Here is a 19,313-nt window from a genome sequence, read left to right on the forward strand (position 1 = left end):
GCCCGCTTCTCCAGGGATAATGCCGTGCTCGAGAGTGCTGTATTACCTATTAGGAGCGGGCCTGCCAGTGAGTCGATCATCAGCACTGCGGAGTAAGACCAATCACGCGGCCAGTGAGTGTAGGGGGTTGCAGATCTTGCTGTTCGTCCACCAGCCCTTGCAGCAGCTCGACGCTGCGTTCGCTGAACGGTGCCGACTTAGGCCCGGCCAGGTCGACATGCAGCAACATCTGCTCGCTGGCCGCCAAGGCGTCGCCGAACCCCGCCCGGTGCAGGCTGTGGTACACATGCAGGCGCTTGCGGTCGAATCCGATGATCTGCGTCTGCACCCACACTTCAGTACCCAGCTTCACTTCGTGCAGATAGTTGATATGGGCTTCCAGGGTGAACAGCGAATTGCCGCTCTGCCCACGGCTGTCCGCATCCAGGCCGATGCGCTCCATCAGCGCATCGGTCGCGTAGCTGAAAATCAGCAGGTAAAAGGCATCGCGCAAATGCCCGTTGTAGTCGACCCAGTCCGCCTGGACCGGGGTGCGGTAGGTGATCAGTGCGGGCATCGTGCTCTCCTCAGTCGCTGAATGACATGCCGTGGCGGGCCTTGCTGGTTTTGACCGCTTCGAGTACGGCCAGCAGGGTGTCATCACGATAGCGCTCCAGCGCGGCGATGCTACGTTCGCCCAGTTGCGCCGAGGTGCCGTCCACTACATCGTCGATCAGCTTGTCGGTCAGCTCCGGTGCCGGCAGGTAGGTCCAGGGCAGCTTCAGGGCCGGGCCGAACTGCGACATGAAGTGGCGCATGCCGGCGTCGCCACCGGCCAGGGTGTAGGTCAGGAAGGTGCCCATGAACGACCAGCGCAGGCCGGCGCCAAAGCGGATGGCATCGTCGATCTCGCCGGTGGTCGCCACGCCGTCGTTGACCAGGTGCAGCGCCTCGCGCCACAGCGCTTCGAGCAGGCGGTCGGCGATAAAGCCGGGCACTTCCTTGCGCACATGCAGCGGGCGCATGCCCAGGGCGGTGTAGATGATTTTCGCCGCCTCGATCGCCTCTGGCGCGGTGTTGCGGCCACCGACGATTTCTACCAGTGGCAGCAGGTAAACCGGGTTGAACGGGTGGCCGACCACGCAACGTTCGGGGTGGGTCGAGGACTCATAGAATTCGCTGGGCAGCAGCCCCGAAGTACTGGAGCCGATGATCGCGTTCGGCTTGGCCGCCGCGCTGATCTTGGCGTGCAGGTCGAGCTTGAGGTCCAGGCGTTCTGGGGCGCTTTCCTGGATGAAATCGGCATCGCGCACGCACGCCTCGATGGTGCTGACGAACTTCAATCGATCTTGCGATGCACCCGGTGCCAGGCCTTGTTTTTCCAGCGCCGGCCAGGCGTTGGCGACGCGTTGGCGCAGGGCCTGTTCGGCGCCCAGTGCCGGGTCCCAGGCGACCACATCGAGCCCGTGGGCGAGGGCGCGGGCAACCCAGCCGCTGCCGATTACGCCGCTACCCAAAGCGGCGAAGGTCTTGATCTCGGTGATGAAGGGCATATCGGTCTCCGGAAAGGATCAGGGGCGCTTGAGGTTCATTTTTTCCCGGCCTTCTGCCGGAGTGAGTACACGGCCACCCATGCGGGTGATGATCTCGCTCGCGCGCTCCACCAACTGGCCGTTGCTGGCCAGCACGCCACGGTCCAGGTACAGGTTGTCTTCCAGCCCTACCCGCACGTTGCCGCCAAGCAGCACGGCTTGCGCGGCCATTGGCATCTGCATGCGGCCGATGCCGAAGCCGGCCCAGGTGACGTTGACGGGCAGGTTGTCGACCATGGCCTTCATGGTCGTGGTGTCGGCCGGTGCGCCCCACGGGATGCCCAGGCACAGCTGGAACAACGGGTCTTCGAGCAGACCTTCCTTGATCATCTGCTTGGCGAACCACAGGTGGCCGGTGTCGAAGATTTCCAGTTCGGCCTTCACGCCCAGTTCGGTGATGCGTTTGGCGCCTGCGCGCAGTTGCGCCGGGGTGGAGACGTAGATTGAGTTGCCGTCGCCGAAGTTGAGCGTGCCGCAGTCAAGGGTGCAGATTTCCGGCAGCAGGGCTTCGACATGGGCCAGGCGTTCCAGCGGGCCGATCAGATCGGTGCCGGGGCCAAATTCCATGGGCGACTCGCCCGGGCCGATTTCCAGGTCGCCGCCCATGCCGGCGGTGAGGTTGACGATGATGTCCACGTCGGCTTCGCGAATGCGTTCCATGACTTCGCGGTAGAGGTTCACGTCGCGGCTGAAGCGGCCGGTTTGCGGGTCGCGGACGTGGCAGTGGACCACGGTGGCGCCGGCTTTGGCGGCTTCTACGGCGGACTCGGCGATCTGCTTGGGGGTGACCGGGACCAGGTGGCTTTTCGAGGCGGTGTCGCCGGCGCCGGTGAGGGCGCAGGTGATGATGACGTCGTGGTTCATGGCGGTTCCTTGTTATATCTGGGTAACAGGATCTCTGTAGGAGCGGCCTTGTGTCGCGAAAGGGCTGCGTAGCAGCCCCAGGGTCTATGCGGCGCTGCAGAATCCTGGGGCCGCTTTGCGGCCCTTTCGCGACACAAGGCCGCTCCTACACCGACCGGTTTGACCTGTCAGTGCGGGCTATCGGTGAGAAAGGGCCGGATCAGTTGGCAGTAAGCTTGAGGTTGTCCGCAGCCGGCTTGCCGTCGAAGGTGGTCACGCCCTCAAGCCAGCGGGCCTTGTCTTCAGGGTGGTCCTTGAGCCACTGGCGGGCCGACGCCAGCGCATCCTTGTGGTCGAGCAGCGGCTGCATCATGCGGCTCTCGTCCTCGGCGCTGAACTTCAGGTTGGCCAGCAAACGGTGGGCGTTGGGGCAGCGCTCGGCGTAGTCCGGTGCGGTCACCGTCCACACCGTGGCCCGGCCTTCGTCAGGGCCGAGGGCGCCTTGGCTCTCACCCAGGTAGGCCATGTCGATATTCACGTTCATCGGATGCGGCGCCCAGCCGAAGAACACCACCGCCTCCTTGCGCCGTACGGCACGGTCGACCGCAGCGAGCATGCCGGCTTCGCTGGACTCGACCAGCTGGAACTTGCCCAGTCCGAACTGGTTCTTGGCGATCATCGCCTTGATCTGGGTATTGGCGCCCGAGCCCGGCTCGATGCCGTAGATTTTTCCACCCAGCTCCTTTTCGAACTTGTGGATGTCGGCGAAGGTCTTCAAACCCTTGTCGGCAAGGTATTTGGGCACTGCCAGGGTTGCCCGGGCATCTTCCAGGCTCGGCTTGTCGAGCACCTTCACCTGCTTGGCGTCGATGAACGGGGTGATGGTCTGGGTCATGATCGGGTTCCAGTAACCCAGGAACATGTCCAGGCGTTTGTCGCGGATACCGGCAAAGATGATCTGCTGCGAAGCGCTGGTCTGCTTGGTCTGGTAACCCAGGCCGTCGAGCAGCACCTGGGCCATGGCGCTGGTGGCGATAACGTCGGTCCAGTTGACCACGCCCAGGCGCACGTTCTGGCAGGCGGCGGGCTCGGCGGCAAAAAGCGGGGTAGAGGCGATGCTGCTCACGGCAAGGGTCAACAGGCTGCGGCGGATCAAGCTGTGCATGGTGGCTCTCCATCGGCAGTGCATATTGTTATGGTGGGCGGCCTCTGCGGACCGTTTGCTTAAACTACGCCGCTGGCGGGGTGGAAAATCGCACCCTGGCGACCAACACTTGCACCCTGGCGACCACCTCTCTTGTGGAGCATTCGATGGCGGATACCATTCACTTCCTGCTGCTGCCGGGGTTCTCGGCGATGGGCTTCATCAGTGCCCTGGAGCCGCTGCGCGTGGCCAACCGCTTTCGCGGCCCGTTGTATCGCTGGTGCGTGCTCAGCCTGGACGGCGCGGCGGTGCAGGCCAGCAATGGGATGTCGGTGAACGCCGATGCGGCGCTGGGCGCCGCTGAGGCGGGCGCCATTATGCTGATTGTCGCCGGTTTCGAGCCGTTGGCCTGCTTCGGCCCGCCACTGCAACAGGCGCTACGCCGTCTGGATCACGAGGGGGTGATTCTTGGCGGTATCGATACCGGCGCGGTGGTGCTGGCCGAGGCCGGCCTGCTCGACGGCCACCGCGCCACGGTGCACTGGGAGGCGCTGGAAGCGTTCAAGGAAAACTACCCGAGCCTGCAGGCGACCCAGGAACTGTTCGAGATCGACCGGCGGCGCATCACCTGTGCCGGCGGCACTGCCTCGATCGACCTGATGCTCGACCTGATTGCGCAGGCACACGGCAGTGAGTTGGCGGTGCAGGTGTCGGAGCAGTTCGTGCTCGGGCGTATCCGCCCGCGACAGGATCACCAGCGCATGCAGATCGCCAGCCGTTATGGCATCAGCAACAAGAAGCTGGTGAAGGTGATCGGCGAGATGGAGCGCAACACCGAGCAGCCGCTCAATACCCAACTGCTGGCCGATGCCGTGCAGGTGACGCGGCGCCAGTTGGAGCGGCTGTTTCGCCTGCACCTGGATGACACGCCCAGTGGCTTTTACCTGCGCTTGCGGCTGGACAAGGCGCGGCAGCTGTTACGCCAGACCGACATGAGTGTGCTGGAGGTGGGGGTGGCGTGCGGGTTCGAGTCGGCGTCGTACTTTACCCGCTGTTACCGGGCGCGGTATCAGCGCTGCCCGCGGGAGGATCGGTTGGTCAGAGTTGTATGAGGTTCTTGCAGCCGATCGCTGACCTTTGTAGGAGCGGCCTTGTGTCGCGATAGGGCCGCAAAGCGGCCCCGGCTATTTCCGCAGCGAAGCTTAAAAATGTGGGGCCGCTTCGCGCCCCTATCGCGACACAAGGCCGCTCCTACAGGGGATAGCGTTGCAGTCAGCCATTACTGCTGGCCAATGGACTGCAAATACTCTGACCGGTCATCACTGCGCTGCGCCACGCAGGTATTCCACGCTGCCTCGAACGCCTTGCTGCCGGCCTTTTCGGCATACGTCTCGACCTTGCAATCAGCGTCGCGCAACTGCGTCCACAGCTTCTCGGCTGCATCCATGCGCCCGACCAAGGCAGTGGCCTGGTCGGCTTCGTCGGCATACTGGTCGCGAATGCGCTGGGTCAGGTCATCGTAAGCCGACTTCAGCTCACGCTCGGCGGTCTGCTTGTTGAACGCCGCACACGCGTAGCTCTGCTGGTCGGTCTCGACGTTGTCGCAGGGGGTGCTCTCTTCCTCACCGGCCTGGGCGCCCGAAACGACGGCCAGCAGTACCAGCCATGCCATTGATTTCATCCTTTTCTCCTCAACAGGCTGACGAATCGCAGGGATTCTCGCTCAGCCGAAGGCGACGTGGTAGCTCCCTGACGAAATGTTCATGAAAGCCCTGAAATGTCGTTATCGAGACTGTCTCTCATCGCCAGACAGCGCCGCAGAGCGCCTGTTGTCGCGCATTGACGCTTTCGGCAAACCCCCTGTCGTTTTTGCATCGGGGCGCCTCGGGCCGCAGGCATATGCTGGCCCCAAAGCGCCGGCACATGCTTCAGGCGCGGACCACTCAAGAACCCAGTCAATAAAAGGGGACAGCCTGATGAGCCCAGCAGAACTTCACGCCGACAGCATCGTCATCGACGGTCTGATCATTGCCAAATGGAACCGCGAACTGTTCGAGGACATGCGCAAAGGCGGGCTGACTGCGGCCAACTGCACGGTGTCGGTCTGGGAAGGCTTCAAGGCCACTGTCGACCAGATCGCCGCCAGCCAGAAGCTGATCCGCGACAACGGTGACCTGGTCATGCCGGTGCGCACCACCGCCGACATCCGCAAGGCTAAAGAGCTGGGCAAGACCGGCATCCTCTTCGGCTTCCAGAACGCCCACGCGTTCGAAGACCAGATCGCCTACGTGGACGTGTTCAAGCAGCTGGGCGTGGGCATCGTGCAGATGTGCTACAACACCCAGAACCTGGTGGGTACCGGCTGCTACGAGCGTGACGGTGGCCTGTCGGGCTTCGGCCGCGAGATCGTCGCCGAGATGAACCGCGTCGGTATCATGTGCGACCTGTCCCACGTCGGCTCCAAGACCTCCGAAGAGGTCATCCTCGAATCGAAGAAGCCGGTCTGCTACTCCCACTGCCTGCCGTCGGGCCTGAAAGAGCACCCGCGCAACAAGTCGGACGAAGAGCTGAAGTTCATCGCCGACCACGGCGGTTTCGTCGGCGTGACCATGTTCGCGCCATTCCTGGCCAAGGGCATCGATTCGACCATCGACGACTACGCCGAAGCCATCGAATACACCATGAACATCGTCGGTGAAGACGCCATCGGCATCGGCACCGACTTCACCCAGGGCCACGGCCAGGACTTCTTCGAGTACCTGACCCACGACAAGGGCTACGCCCGTCGCCTGACCAACTTCGGCAAGATCATCAACCCGCTGGGCATTCGCACCGTCGGCGAGTTCCCCAACCTCACCGAGACCTTGCTCAAGCGCGGCCACTCCGAGCGTGTGGTGCGCAAGATCATGGGCGAGAACTGGGTAAACGTCCTCAAGGATGTCTGGGGCGAGTAAGCCGCTCTCCAAGCCTGAAAGCCCCTGCCAGCAACGCCGGGGCATCCCAATAAAAATTTTATGGAGTTGAGTTTCCATGGCCAAGATCGCCCCGCAATTGCCAATCGAAGTCGACACCGAGACCGGTGTCTGGACCAGCGACGCCTTGCCGATGCTGTACGTGCCACGCCATTTCTTCGTCAACAACCACATCGGCATCGAGGAAGTGCTGGGCGCTGACGCCTATGCCGAGATCCTCTACAAGGCCGGCTACAAGTCCGCCTGGCACTGGTGCGAAAAAGAAGCCGAATGCCATGGCCTGGAAGGCGTGGCGGTGTTCGAGCACTACATGAAGCGCCTGTCCCAGCGTGGCTGGGGCCTGTTCGAGATCCAGGACATCGACCTGGACAAAGGCACCTGCAGCGTCAAGCTCAAGCACTCGGCGTTCGTGTACGTGTACGGCAAGGTTGGCCGCAAGGTCGACTACATGTTCACCGGCTGGTTCGCCGGCGCAATGGACCAGATTCTCGCTGCCCGCGGCAGCAAGATCCGCACCGTGGCCGAACAGGTCTACGGCGGATCGGAAGAAGGCCACGAAGATGGCCTGTTCGTTACAAAGCCGTTGTAAGCCGGAGATAGCGTCATGGCATTCGAAGCAATGTTCCAGCCGATCCAGATCGGCAAACTGACCATCCGCAACCGCGTGCTCAGCACCGCGCACGCCGAGGTCTACGCCACTGACGGCGGCATGACGACCGACCGCTATGTGAAGTATTACGAAGAGAAGGCCAAGGGCGGCATCGGCCTGGCGATCTGCGGCGGCTCGTCCGTGGTCGCCATCGACAGCCCGCAGGAGTGGTGGGCGTCGGTCAACCTGTCGACCGACCGCATCATCCCGCACTTCCAGAACCTGGCCGACGCCATGCACAAGCATGGCGCCAAGATCATGATCCAGATTACCCACATGGGCCGTCGCTCGCGCTGGGACGGCTTCAACTGGCCCACCCTGATGTCGCCGTCGGGTATCCGTGAACCGGTGCACCGCGCCACCTGCAAGACCATCGAGGTGGAAGAGATCTGGCGCGTCATCGGCAACTACGCGCAGGCTGCGCGGCGTGCCAAAGAGGGCGGCCTGGACGGCGTCGAACTGTCGGCCGTGCACCAGCACATGATCGACCAGTTCTGGAGCCCGCGGGTCAACAAGCGTACCGACGAATGGGGCGGCACCTTCGAAGGCCGCATGAAGTTCGGCCTTGAAGTGCTCAAGGCCGTGCGTGCCGAGGTCGGTGACGACTTCTGCGTGGGCATGCGCCTGTGTGGTGACGAGTTCCACCCCGATGGCCTCAGCCACGAGGACATGAAGCAGATCGCCGCCTACTACGATGGCACCGGCATGCTCGACTTCATCGGCGTGGTCGGCTCGGGTTGCGACACCCACAATACCCTGGCCAACGTCATCCCCAACATGAGCTACCCGCCGGAGCCGTTCCTGCACCTGGCGGCCGGCATCAAGGAAGTGGTCAAGGTCCCGGTGCTGCACGCGCAGAACATCAAGGACCCGAACCAGGCCACACGCATCCTCGAAGGCGGCTACGTGGACATGGTCGGCATGACCCGTGCGCACATGGCCGACCCGCACCTGATCGCCAAGATCAAGATGGGCCAGATCGACCAGATCAAGCAGTGCGTCGGTGCCAACTACTGCATCGACCGCCAGTACCAGGGCCTGGATGTACTGTGCATCCAGAACGCCGCGACCTCCCGTGAGTACATGGGTGTGCCGCACATCATCGAGAAGACCACCGGCGTCAAACGCAAGGTGGTGGTGGTTGGCGCCGGCCCGGCCGGCATGGAAGCCGCCCGCGTGGCTGCCGAGCGTGGCCATGATGTGACCCTGTTCGAGAAGAAAGACCAGATCGGCGGGCAGATCACCATTGCTGCCAAGGCACCGCAACGTGACCAGATCGCCGGTATCACCCGCTGGTACCAACTGGAGCTGGCGCGGCTGAAAGTTGACCTGCGCCTGGGTACCGCGGCCAGCGTGGACGCCATCCAGGACCTGCGCCCGGACGTCATCGTGCTGGCGGTGGGCGGCCACCCGTTCGTCGAGCAGAACGAGCACTGGGGCGCTGCCGAAGGGCTGGTGGTCAGCAGCTGGGACGTGCTCGACGGCAAGGTTGCGCCGGGCAAGAACGTGCTGGTGTACGACACCATCTGTGAGTTCACCGGTATGTCGGCGGCGGACTACATTGCCGACAAGGGCAGCCAGGTCGAGATCGTCACCGACGACATCAAGCCGGGTGTGGCAATGGGTGGTACGACCTTCCCGACCTACTACCGCAGCATGTACCCGAAAGAAGTGATCATGACCGGCGACATGATGCTGGAAAAGGTCTACCGCGAAGGCGACAAGTTGGTGGCGGTGCTGGAGAACGAATACACCGGCGCCAAGGAAGAGCGCGTGGTCGACCAGGTAGTGATCGAGAACGGCGTGCGGCCTGATGAAGAACTGTACTACGCGCTGAAGGAAGGCTCGCGCAACAAGGGCCAGATCGATGTGGAGGCGCTGTTCGCGATCAAGCCGCAGCCGATCCTCAGCCAGCCGGGCGAGGGCTACCTGCTGTACCGCATTGGCGACTGCGTGGCCCAGCGCAACGTGCATGCGGCGATCTACGACGCCTTGCGCCTGTGCAAGGACTTCTGATCGCACCGCCTCTGTAGGGGCGGGACTGGCCCCCCTGTAGGAGCGGCCTTGCGTCGCGAAAGGGCTGCGCAGCGGTCCCGGCAATGTGTAGCACTGCTAAATGCCGGGGCCGCTACGCGACCCTTTCGCGACGCAAGGCCGCTCCTACAGGGGTCCGCGCTCACCTTTGAGAGGGGCGCAAGAATTCAGCTGTTTGTGGGAGCCTCCCATGTTGAACACCCTTCTACCCATTCTGCTGTTCGCTGCCCTTGGCCTGGCGGTGCTCGGCGCCCTGCGCCGTGTGCGCATGTGGCGGCGTGGCCGACCGTCCAAGGTCAACTTGCTCGGCGGCCTGCTGGCCATGCCGCGACGCTACCTGGTGGACCTGCACCATGTGGTCGAGCGCGACAAGTACATGTCCAAGACCCACGTGGCCACGGCGGGTGGCTTCGTGCTGTCGGCTGCCTTGGCGATCCTGGTGCACGGCTTCGGCCTGCAGAGCAAGATCCTCGGCTACGCCTTGCTGGTGGCCACGGTGATCATGTTCACAGGCGCGCTGTTTGTCTTCAAACGCCGCCTCAACCCGCCTTCGCGCCTGTCCAAGGGCCCGTGGATGCGCCTGCCGAAAAGCCTGTTGGTGTTCGCCGCGAGCTTCTTCGTCGCCACCTTGCCGGTGGCCGGCATCCTGCCCGCCAACACCGGTGGCTGGGTGATGGTCGGCGTACTGGGCCTGGGTGTGCTGTGGGGCGTGTCGGAGCTGTTCTTCGGCATGACCTGGGGCGGCCCGATGAAACACGCCTTCGCCGGTGCCCTGCACCTGGCCTGGCACCGCCGTGCCGAGCGCTTCGGCGGCGGCCGCTCCACCGGCCTCAAGCCGCTGGACCTGGAAGACCCGAACGCACCGCTGGGCGTGGAAAAACCGGTGGACTTCACCTGGAACCAGCTGCTCGGTTTCGATGCCTGTGTGCAGTGCGGTAAATGTGAAGCCATGTGCCCGGCCTACGCCGCAGGCCAGCCGCTGAACCCGAAAAAACTCATCCAGGACATGGTCATCGGCCTGGCCGGTGGCACGGACGCCAAGTTTGCCGGTAGCCCTTACCCGGGCAAACCTATCGGCGAGCATGGCGGCCACCCGCACCAACCGATCGTCAACGGCCTGGTCGACGCCGAGACCTTGTGGTCGTGCACCACCTGCCGCGCCTGCGTCGAGGAGTGCCCGATGATGATCGAGCACGTCGATGCCATCGTCGACATGCGCCGTCACCTCACCCTGGAAAAAGGCGCGACCCCGAACAAGGGCGCCGAGGTGCTGGACAACCTGATCGCCACCGACAACCCTGGCGGCTTCGCCCCTGGCGGGCGGATGAACTGGGCGGCCGACCTCAACCTGAAACTGCTGTCGGAGGTGAACACCACCGAGGTGCTGTTCTGGGTTGGTGATGGTGCCTTCGACATGCGCAACCAGCGCACCCTGCGCGCCTTCGTCAAAGTGCTCAAGGCCTCCGGCGTGGACTTTGCCGTGCTCGGCCTGGAAGAACGCGACAGCGGTGACGTGGCGCGGCGCCTGGGCGATGAAGCGACCTTCCAGCAACTGGCCAAGCGCAACATCCAGACCCTGGCCAAGTACCGCTTCCAGCGCATCGTCACCTGCGACCCGCACAGCTTCCATGTGCTGAAGAACGAGTACGGTGCCTTGGGCGGCGAGTACCAGGTGCAGCACCACAGCACCTACATCGCCGAACTGATCGCGGCCAACAAGCTCAACCTCGGCCAGCACAAGGGCGGCAGCGTGACCTATCACGACCCGTGCTACCTGGGCCGTTACAACGGCGAGTACGAGGCGCCGCGTGATGTGCTCAAGGCGCTTGGCATCGAAGTGCGCGAGATGCAGCGGTCGGGCTTCCGTTCCCGTTGCTGCGGCGGTGGCGGCGGTGCGCCGATCACCGACATCCCGGGCAAGCAACGTATCCCCGACATGCGCATGGACGACATCCGTGAGACCGAGGCCGAGCTGGTGGCAGTCGGTTGCCCACAGTGCACCGCGATGCTCGAAGGTGTGGTCGAACCGCGCCCACAGATCAAGGACCTGGCCGAGTTGGTAGCGGATGTACTGATCGAAGACGAAGCCCCTGCGAACGCCAAGTCGCCAGCGGCCAAACGTGAACCTGCGGAGGTGCACTGATGAGCGACATCATCCGCCGCGACCCACGCGCCGAGTGGATCGCCCGTAACCGTCTGCATCCGCTGCACGCGGCGATGCAGACGCAACAAACCACTTGGATGGGGCCAAACGGTGTCATCCGCAAGAACCCCCACGCGATTGCCGCAGGCTTTATCGGCCCCGCTGGCATCAAGCGTATCGACCGCAGCGGCGCCCAGCAGGGCACCGGTGTGGGCGGGCGGCGCACGGCGGCGGCTGAAGTGAAACTGCCGCTGCACCAGGTGCCGGCGCCGGCTTACTACATCGCGGTAGTGCCGGACATGGTCGGCGGCCGCCTCGGCAGCCACGACCGCGACTTGCTCGGCTTGGCCCACAGCCTGGCAGGCAGCGACGGCGCGGTGCTGGCGATCGTGCTTGGCGAGCACAAGGAAAGCAACTTCGCCAACGCCGGTGTCGACCGCTTGCTGGTCATCGAGGGCGAAGCTTTCGAAGGCTACGCGCCAGAGCAACTGGTGCAAGGCTTGCGGGCTGTGGATAACCAGTTCACACCGCGCCACTGGCTGCTGCCCGACAGCCGCACCGGTGGCGGTGAGCTGGGCAGGCGTCTGGGCGCGGCCTTGGGCGAGCGCCCGGCGACGCGGGTGTGGCAGGTCAAGGATGGCCAGTGCATCGGCCGCGCCGGTGCCGGCCAGCAAGACCTGCAGCGTGCAGTGCCGCGCTTGATCCTGGCGGCGGCGGAATGCGCCGAGCCGGTCAGCGAAACCCGTCACGAAGCGCTGCCGGTGGAGTTGTCCACAGGCGTGGTGCGCAGCCTGTCGCGTATCGAGGACCTGGGCTCGGTGGCGGTCGACCCGGCCACCATTGCCATGGCCGAAGCGGAGTTCATCGTTTCGGGCGGCAACGGCGTCAAGGACTGGGACCTGTACCACAAGGCCACGGCGGCACTCGGTGCCACCGAAGGCGCCTCGCGGGTGGCGGTGGACGACGGCTTCATGCCGCGCAACCGCCAGGTGGGGGCTACCGGTACCTGGGTCACGGCGCGGGTTTATGTGGCTGTGGGTATCTCTGGCGCCATCCAGCACCTGCAGGGTATCGGCGCCTGCGACAAGGTGGTGGCGATCAACATGGACCCGGGCTGCGACATGATCAAACGGGCCGATCTGTCGGTGATTGGCGACAGTTCGGCAATTCTCCAGGCACTGGTCGAGGCTGTGGACAACTACCGCAGCGGCGGCCAGCGCGACGCGGCATAAGGGCACGAGCATGAGTACGAAAGTCATCAGCCTGGTTTCGATCGGTGCCCACCCAAGCTCCGGGCGCGCCCGCCGCGCCGAGCAGGACGCGCGTGCAGTGGAGCTGGGTCTGCAGCTGGCTGGGGATAACTTGCAGGTGGTACATGCCGGCGACCCTCGCGAAGAGGCGTTGCGCGCCTACCTGGGCATGGGCCTGGAGCACCTGGACGTGCTGGAACAGCCGGCGGGTGCGGATGTATTGGGCGTGCTCGGCGACTATTTACGCGATGCTGGCGCGCAGCTGGTACTGACTGGCAGCCAGGCGGAAACCGGTGAAGGGTCGGGCATGCTGCCGTTTCTGCTGGCCGAGAAGCTGGGCTGGCCGTTGATCGTCGGCCTGGCAGAGGTGGAGTCCATCGAAAACGGCACCGCCCAGGTACTGCAAGCGCTACCACGGGGCCAGCGGCGTCGCCTGAAGGTGCGCCTGCCATTGCTGGCGACTGTGGATAACGCAGCGCCCAAGCCGCGCCAGAGTGCCTTCGGCCCGGCACGGCGGGGTGTGCTGGCGGCGCGTGACGTGGCCATTGTCGAAGACGAACTGCTGGGCGAGGCTGAGCTGCAACCTGCCCGGCCACGGCCCAAGCGGCTGAAGGTGATCAAAGCCAAGAGTGGCGCCGACCGGATGAAGGCGGCCACGGCCAAGGCCAGTGGCGGCGGGGGCAAGGTGCTCAAGGATGTATCGCCGCAAGAAGGCGCCGAAGCGATCCTCAAGCTGCTGGTTGAGGAAGGCGTTCTACGCTGACGTGCATTTAATCTCATTGATTCAGCAGGGACCCTGTGGGAGTGGCGCGCCCACAGGCCCTTCAAGGCTGTAGCTCGGCAACATTGAATGCCCAAAAGGCCAGTCCATCGATTATGGGTTCAAAGCTTACCCGCTCCCCCTCCAGGAGCCGCGCCCTGCCCACCATCAGAATTGCACACCGCGCTACGAAATAGTCCCCACTGCCGTCCTCAGCCGTTATTACACCTACTCCATTCACCTCATGGAACCACTTCACAGTGCCTTTCAGGCGACTGTGCATAAGTGACCTCGTGCTGCTGCCATCATGATTGCTTTCAATCAATCATGAGCGGGGTTTTGAGGAAACTGGCAAAAATGTCAGGTGGTCCGCGTTTTACCCCCGGAATCTGTTCGCCAAGGTGTGGATAAAGTGTTCGTGCTTCGCTGCAGCGCAATGGCACCGGGGCTTGCAGCGATATGTACAAAAAATGATCAAAATGACCGTAGGACTTTTTATGGCGTTTTTGTTTCTTTAGTACGTCAACTCGAGGATTTTGCCCACAATCGCTGTTAGCGACCTTGTGGATAAAGTGTTGGCACAACGTGGGAGGGCAGGTGACGCCTGGTGTGGCATGTGATTGATCAATAATTGAACAGACTGACCTGGCATTTTTGTCAGTATCCGAAAATGCTCATCGGTATTAACGTCGTCGTCACGCTTGTCCACAGGAGCGCTGACCTATGACGCGTGCCCGACTACTGATGACGGATATGCAGCGTTCGGCATTGAGAGAATTAGGTGAAATCTCGAGTAGGAGAGCTTATACCCCTTATGGGTACGCTCCTCATGGATCAGGCCCGTTCACAGCGTTCACGGGCGAGCGTCATGACCCTCTGACAGGCTGCTATCACCTCGGCAACGGTCACAGGCTATATAGCCCCGCCCAGATGCGGTTTTTAAGCCCTGACCAACTGAGCCCATTTGGTTGGGGTGGGCTTAATGCCTACGCCTATTGCGCCGGTGATCCGGTCAATCACAGTGATCCGTCTGGGAAAGCTGTGCTGGACTGGTTGGTGCAAGGCATTTTTGCAGTGGGTAATGTGGCTACAGTAGGCGCAGGCATCAGCTTCAATGCCAGCCGCCATGCCAACCCACCAATTGGCCAGCTTTCTCGCCTGCAGCGCTTCACTGATCGTGCTATCGGCAGCGCGTTCGCGGCAGGCGGTGCTTTAGGCTTGGTCGCACGTGGTGCCACGGTGAACGGACTGGTCGAACCCGCACGCTCAGGTATGTTCAACCAGGTCGCTACCTATGCAAATGTGGCCTCAGGGACGCTAGTGGTTTCTGCAACTGTCATCTATGAAGGTAGAGCGGCCTATCGCTGGTGGCAGCAGGCCGCTGTTGCAGGGCGCCAGCCTGGGCGGGCGTTGCTGCGGGGCGTTTATGAAACTGCAGGCGTGGACCTGTTCGTTGGCGCTGTAAGCTCACTCGTTCGAGCTGCTGGCGCCGTCGGGCGTGCTTTGGCTGGTGCAGTGAACTCGGTGGCCAATTGGCGAGAAGAATCAGTCACCATCAGGCGGGGAGAGGCGAGAACCACGGTAGAAACACGTTTATGAGCGGCGTCATTGCGCATGCATGCAGCGGCGGCAGCTGCTTACAGGCGCTGCAATGGGCCTGAATGTGGCTTATGTGCCTTATGGGTTTTCGAGCCACTCGGCCAATTCTCATCTGGCCTTCTGCGGCGAATGGCGTGACCCGCTGAGCGGCGTCTATCACCTGGGTAATGGCCGGCGCACCTATAGCCCAGTTCTCATGCGTTTCCACAGCGCAGATAGCTTGAGCCCGTTTGGTAGAGGCGGGATAAATACCTATGCCTATTGCTTAAACGATCCGATTAACCGGGTCGATCGCAATGGCGCATTCTCCTTCCTCAGCTCAGTTTATTTTGCCGCCTTGGCAGAAGGTGCACTTAACGTCGTGGATGGATTATTGGCGACGCTCAAGCTGATCGTTCAGTCGCGCCAATTGGGCCCAACGCCTTCATTTAGTCAACAACTTCAAGTCGTTGCCAAAACCCAAAAGGGGATTGCGAAAATTGCAGCGTCTGCCTATGCCTGGAAGGCGCAGGGTGCTCCGAGTATTCCGTCCGTAACGGACAGTGTAATTGCGGGGGTGGTAGCGACGGGCCTTGGTATAACGGAGCGTACTCTGAACATCCAGCAGAGCATGGCTGTCGTGGTGCCCTATCTGCGGAGTTCACCAAGCGAGATACCCGGCGTGCTCGTGGACCTTGTGCGAATCCAGACAGGAATAGGTCCGGTGCAGACCATTGTCAGGGATGTTGTGGAGAGGATCCGTGGAAACCCGGTGGAACGGTGAATCGTGCATGAAGGCAATAACCAGGCAGCCAATGTTCTGCCTGCCTGGTTCACTATTGTTTACTGCGCCTGCACTTCCTTCAGGTACGGCGCAGGCTCCGCCCCCAGGTTCTCCAGCACGCGCTGGCTGTACCAGTCGATGAAGTTCACCACGCCAAATTCATAGGTCTTCGAATAAGGCCCTGGCTGGTACGCCGTGGAGTTGATCCCGCGCTGGTTCTCTTCGGCCAGGCGGCGGTCCTGATTGTTGGTGGCGTCCCACACCTTGCGCATGCGCTCCGGGTCGTAATCGACGCCTTCGACGGCATCCTTGTGCACCAGCCACTTGGTGGTGACCAGGGTCTCCTGGGCGCTGATCGGCCACACGGTGAAGACGATCAGGTGGTCGCCCATGCAGTGGTTCCACGAGTGCGGCAGGTGCAGGATGCGCATCGAACCCAGGTCCGGGTTCTTGATGCGGCCCATCAGCTTCTGGCAGGCCTGCTTGCCGTCCATGGTCATCGACACGGTGCCCTTGAGCAGCGGCATGCGCACGATGCGGTTACGCAGCCCGTGGCTCTTGTGCAGGTACGGGATCTTCTCGGCTTCCCAGGCGGCGGCAGAGGCGGCCACGTGGTCCTTGAATTCCTGGCTGGCGCGTGGGTCGTTGGTGTCGTCCCACTCCAGCAGGGTTTGCAGCAGCTCTGGGTGCGAACCGCTGCAGTGGTAGCACTCGCGGTTGTTTTCCAGTACCAGCTTCCAGTTGGCCTTTTCCAGCAACTGGGTCTGCACCGCGATCTTGGTGTTCTCCATGTCGTACGGTTCCATGTAATGGTCCAAAGTGGCCAGGAACTCGTCGATGGCTGGCGGGTTTTCCGCCAGGCTGATGAAGATGTAACCACCCGCAACCTTCACGTTCACAGGCTTGAGGCCGTATTCCTTCATGTCGAAGTCGGCGCCCATCTCGGTGCCGGCGAACAGCAGGCGACCGTCCAGCTCGTAGGTCCACTGGTGGTAATGACAGACCAGCTTGGCCACCTTGCCCTTGTCGCTGGTGCACAGGCGCGAACCGCGATGGCGGCAGACGTTGTGGAAGGCATGCACCTTACCTTCGGCGCCACGGATGACGATGATCGGGTTCTTGCCTATCTGCAGGGTGATGAAGTTGCCTTTGGCCGGAATCTCGCAAGTCATGCCAGCGATCAGCCACTCTTTGTGGAAGATCTCCTGCATGTCGATCTGGAACAGACGCTCGTCGGTATAGAAAGGCTGGGGCAGCGAGTAGGTTCGCTCGCGGGTCTGCAGCATCTCGGCGGTAGCCTTGCGTGCAGCTTCCAGTGGATCGCCCAGGCTCAGGGTTGCGGTGACGTCCATCGTGTGGTCCTCGGGGCCGCGTGCGGCCGGCAAAAGGTGGCTAATCATTGTTGTGGTGCCGCAAGGCTGTCGTAAAAAAAACAGCGTGTTCTTTTGCCGTGGAGTGTGCGTCCGAAGGCGTCGTGAACCGTATCCATGGGCGACATGGCCGATTTGAATTACGACGCCCTAGCCCTTGTAGCATGGGGCTGGTCGCGATAAGTACGCCGATGTCGCAGGCAGGAATGTACGTCGCCTTCAGCTTGCGCATTATCGCAGCCATAAAAAGGCCAATAGTCGGCTGCTGGAGATGAACATGTCCGATACCTTCCTCAATCCGGTCACCACCCAGACCTGGGCCAACGGCCGCCACATCGTGCGCTGCGTCAAGGTCATCCAGGAGACCTGGGACGTGCGCACGTTCTGCTTCATGGCCGACCAACCGATCATGTTCTTCTTCAAGCCAGGGCAGTTCGTCACCCTGGAACTTGAGATCGAAGGCAAGCCGGTGATGCGTTCCTACACTATCTCCAGTTCGCCGTCGGTGCCGTACAGCTTCTCGATCACGGTCAAGCGGGTGCCGGGCGGGCATGTCTCCAACCACCTGCACGACACCATGCACGAAGGCGCCGAACTGCCGGTGCACGGGCCGGTGGGGTTGTTCAACGCCATCGACTTCCCGTCGGGCAAGGTGCTGTACCTCTCGGGCGGTGTTGGTATCACCCCGGTGATGTCCATGGCGCGCTGGTTCTACGACACCAACGCCAATGTCGACATGGTCTTCGTGCACAGCGCCCGTTCGCCGAAAGACATCATCTTCCACCGCGAGCTGGAGCAGATGGCCTCGCGCATCCCCAACTTCAGCTTGCACATCATTTGCGAGAAGCACGGGCTGGGCGAGCCCTGGGCGGGTTACCGCGGGTACCTGAACCAGCGGCTGATGGAGCTGATCGCGCCCGACTACATGGAGCGCACGGTGTTCTGCTGCGGCCCGACGCCGTACATGAGCGCGGTCAAGCGCATGCTTGAAGCCGTCGGCTTCGACATGAAGAACTACCATGAGGAGTCGTTCGGCGCGACGCCGGCAGAGGCCAAGGCCGATGCGGTTGAGCACGCCGAGCAGGCCGCCGACGCGCCGGAAGTGGATGTCTCCGACCTCAACCTGGTGGAGTTCATCGGCAGCGAGAAGAGCATCCGCGTTGCCCCGGGCGAGACCGTGCATGCGGCAGCGGCGAAGGTCGGGCTGATGATCCCCAAGGCCTGCGGCATGGGCATTTGCGGCACCTGCAAGGTGCTCAAACTGGGCGGCGAAGTGGAGATGGAGCACAACGGCGGTATTACCGAAGAAGACGAGGCCGAGGGCTACATCCTGTCGTGCTGCAGCGTGCCTAAAGGGGATGTGCGGATCGATTACTGATCCAGCTTCAAGAGTGTGGATTCTTCACAGCTAAACCCGCTCCCATAGGCCTGTGGGAGCGGGCTTGCCCCGCGAATGGCATCAGACCCAGACTGCATCCCAATGCGGATAATCACCCGCACGGTCAACCAATCCTGCTCTGATGGGGTTGGCAACGATGTACCTCGCTACCTGCAGCACACTTTCTTCCCGGCGCAAGGCTCGGTCCTGGTAGCCCTGCTGCCATATCTTTTCGCGCCGCATGCCCCGCTGATAAAGCGCATGGCTGCTGCGTGACTTGAATCTGCGCATCAGGCGAGACAAGGTGCCGCTTCGTAACTCGATCAGCCAGTGCACATGGTCCGGCATGACCACCCACGCGAGGGATTGGCAATGCCCATCGAGCTCAGCCTGTCTGAGTTGCTGGATCACGCCACGGGCGAGATGAAGGTGGGTGAAGGTCCGCTTGCGCTCATGGGTTACCGTAGTCAGCAAGTACAACCCACCAGGCTGAGAGAAACGGCCACGGCGCAGAAGATGGGATTGAGCACGCTCCATGTGATGCCCCCTGAAATAAGATTCAGAGGAACATTAGGTGAGCTGGCAGTGGCGTGCGGGGGGAATGTTTGCTGGATGTTGGGTGGCAGTGTTGGCCCTTTCGCGGGGCAAGTCGGATCGCCGCACCGCCGCTTGTATCTTCGTTGTACATGGCGTGCAGCTTAACGCGATGATCCGGACGGGCATGCTCTGGCGAGAACAGCAGCTGCCAAAGCGTCGAAGTACAGCACAGGCTCAAGGCGTAGCATGATCCCTGTGGGAGTGGGCTTGTCCCGCGAAGCAGGCACCGCAGAGCATGGC

At 62.4% G+C, this 19,313-nt stretch carries 18 protein-coding genes; 10 read left to right on the forward strand and 8 right to left on the reverse strand.

Features of this window, described 5'->3' with window-relative positions; all coding sequences use genetic code 11:
• Nucleotides 1-79: 79 nt before the first annotated feature.
• The 4 genes from NP534_RS09625 to choX all read right to left on the reverse strand — a co-directional run bounded on the left by NP534_RS09625 (nucleotide 80) and on the right by choX (nucleotide 3,579).
• Nucleotides 80-556 carry a thioesterase family protein gene (locus NP534_RS09625; protein WP_274098578.1) on the reverse strand — a complete coding sequence of 159 codons (477 nt, stop codon included), beginning with the start codon at nucleotides 554-556 and terminating at the stop codon, nucleotides 80-82.
• 10 nt (nucleotides 557-566) lie between these two features.
• Complete coding sequence (locus tag NP534_RS09630; protein WP_274098579.1) at nucleotides 567-1,532, reverse strand: L-carnitine dehydrogenase; 966 nt, start codon at nucleotides 1,530-1,532, stop codon at nucleotides 567-569.
• Between the two features lie 18 nt (nucleotides 1,533-1,550).
• Nucleotides 1,551-2,435, reverse strand: coding sequence for a 3-keto-5-aminohexanoate cleavage protein (locus tag NP534_RS09635; protein WP_274098580.1), 885 nt, complete (start codon nucleotides 2,433-2,435; stop codon nucleotides 1,551-1,553).
• Nucleotides 2,436-2,634: 199 nt separating this feature from the next.
• Nucleotides 2,635-3,579 carry a choline ABC transporter substrate-binding protein gene (choX, locus tag NP534_RS09640; RefSeq protein WP_274098581.1) on the reverse strand — a complete coding sequence of 315 codons (945 nt, stop codon included), beginning with the start codon at nucleotides 3,577-3,579 and terminating at the stop codon, nucleotides 2,635-2,637.
• Nucleotides 3,580-3,725: 146 nt separating this feature from the next.
• On the opposite strand from choX, the gene NP534_RS09645 reads away from it, so the two are divergent.
• Nucleotides 3,726-4,670: a GlxA family transcriptional regulator gene (locus tag NP534_RS09645; RefSeq protein WP_274098582.1), complete on the forward strand. Its 945-nt coding sequence runs from the start codon at nucleotides 3,726-3,728 to the stop codon at nucleotides 4,668-4,670.
• A 167-nt stretch (nucleotides 4,671-4,837) separates the two neighbouring features.
• Here NP534_RS09645 and NP534_RS09650 read toward each other — a convergent pair whose 3' ends face one another.
• Nucleotides 4,838-5,239, reverse strand: a complete 402-nt coding sequence (locus tag NP534_RS09650) for a lysozyme inhibitor LprI family protein (RefSeq protein ID WP_274098583.1) — start codon at nucleotides 5,237-5,239, stop codon at nucleotides 4,838-4,840.
• Between the two features lie 295 nt (nucleotides 5,240-5,534).
• On the opposite strand from NP534_RS09650, the gene NP534_RS09655 reads away from it, so the two are divergent.
• The 6 genes from NP534_RS09655 (at nucleotide 5,535) to etfB (ending at nucleotide 13,369) form a co-directional block, all read left to right on the forward strand.
• Nucleotides 5,535-6,512: a dipeptidase gene (locus tag NP534_RS09655; protein WP_033703163.1), complete on the forward strand. Its 978-nt coding sequence runs from the start codon at nucleotides 5,535-5,537 to the stop codon at nucleotides 6,510-6,512.
• 76 nt (nucleotides 6,513-6,588) lie between these two features.
• Nucleotides 6,589-7,119 carry a DUF5943 domain-containing protein gene (locus NP534_RS09660; RefSeq protein ID WP_033703161.1) on the forward strand — a complete coding sequence of 177 codons (531 nt, stop codon included), beginning with the start codon at nucleotides 6,589-6,591 and terminating at the stop codon, nucleotides 7,117-7,119.
• 15 nt (nucleotides 7,120-7,134) lie between these two features.
• Nucleotides 7,135-9,195 carry a dimethylglycine demethylation protein DgcA gene (dgcA, locus tag NP534_RS09665; protein ID WP_033703159.1) on the forward strand — a complete coding sequence of 687 codons (2,061 nt, stop codon included), beginning with the start codon at nucleotides 7,135-7,137 and terminating at the stop codon, nucleotides 9,193-9,195.
• 208 nt (nucleotides 9,196-9,403) lie between these two features.
• Nucleotides 9,404-11,356, forward strand: a complete 1,953-nt coding sequence (gene dgcB / locus NP534_RS09670; RefSeq protein ID WP_274098584.1) for a dimethylglycine demethylation protein DgcB — start codon at nucleotides 9,404-9,406, stop codon at nucleotides 11,354-11,356.
• Nucleotides 11,356-12,588: an electron transfer flavoprotein subunit alpha gene (gene etfA, locus NP534_RS09675; protein ID WP_274098585.1), complete on the forward strand. Its 1,233-nt coding sequence runs from the start codon at nucleotides 11,356-11,358 to the stop codon at nucleotides 12,586-12,588. Before dgcB ends, etfA begins: the two co-directional genes overlap by 1 nt.
• Before the next feature lie 10 nt (nucleotides 12,589-12,598).
• A complete protein-coding gene (gene etfB / locus NP534_RS09680) occupies nucleotides 12,599-13,369 on the forward strand; it encodes an electron transfer flavoprotein subunit beta (RefSeq protein ID WP_186661444.1) in 771 nt (256 codons plus the stop codon).
• Between the two features lie 61 nt (nucleotides 13,370-13,430).
• On the opposite strand, the gene NP534_RS09685 is transcribed toward etfB, so the two are convergent.
• The gene (locus NP534_RS09685; RefSeq protein ID WP_033703155.1) at nucleotides 13,431-13,649 is read right to left on the reverse strand and encodes a cold shock domain-containing protein; all 219 of its coding nucleotides are present in this window, start codon (nucleotides 13,647-13,649) and stop codon (nucleotides 13,431-13,433) included.
• A gap of 440 nt (nucleotides 13,650-14,089) precedes the next feature.
• Here NP534_RS09685 and NP534_RS09690 point away from each other — a divergent pair, with 440 nt between their 5' ends.
• Entirely contained in the window at nucleotides 14,090-14,965 is an 876-nt protein-coding gene (locus NP534_RS09690) for an RHS repeat-associated core domain-containing protein (protein WP_274098586.1), read from the forward strand.
• A gap of 52 nt (nucleotides 14,966-15,017) precedes the next feature.
• Entirely contained in the window at nucleotides 15,018-15,728 is a 711-nt protein-coding gene (locus tag NP534_RS09695; protein ID WP_274098587.1) for an RHS repeat-associated core domain-containing protein, read from the forward strand.
• A 59-nt stretch (nucleotides 15,729-15,787) separates the two neighbouring features.
• Here NP534_RS09695 and gbcA read toward each other — a convergent pair whose 3' ends face one another.
• Nucleotides 15,788-17,080, reverse strand: coding sequence for a glycine-betaine demethylase subunit GbcA (gbcA, locus tag NP534_RS09700; RefSeq protein ID WP_274098588.1), 1,293 nt, complete (start codon nucleotides 17,078-17,080; stop codon nucleotides 15,788-15,790).
• 295 nt (nucleotides 17,081-17,375) lie between these two features.
• On the opposite strand from gbcA, the gene gbcB reads away from it, so the two are divergent.
• Entirely contained in the window at nucleotides 17,376-18,476 is a 1,101-nt protein-coding gene (gene gbcB / locus NP534_RS09705; protein WP_033703152.1) for a glycine-betaine demethylase subunit GbcB, read from the forward strand.
• 81 nt (nucleotides 18,477-18,557) lie between these two features.
• Here the strand turns inward: gbcB and NP534_RS09710 are convergent, their stop codons facing one another.
• Nucleotides 18,558-19,013: an REP-associated tyrosine transposase gene (locus tag NP534_RS09710; protein ID WP_274098589.1), complete on the reverse strand. Its 456-nt coding sequence runs from the start codon at nucleotides 19,011-19,013 to the stop codon at nucleotides 18,558-18,560.
• Nucleotides 19,014-19,313: the final 300 nt, after the last annotated feature.

The sequence above is a fragment of the Pseudomonas sp. 39004 genome, from assembly GCF_028682155.1.
In the GTDB taxonomy this organism is placed as follows: Bacteria; Pseudomonadota; Gammaproteobacteria; order Pseudomonadales; family Pseudomonadaceae; genus Aquipseudomonas; species Aquipseudomonas capeferrum.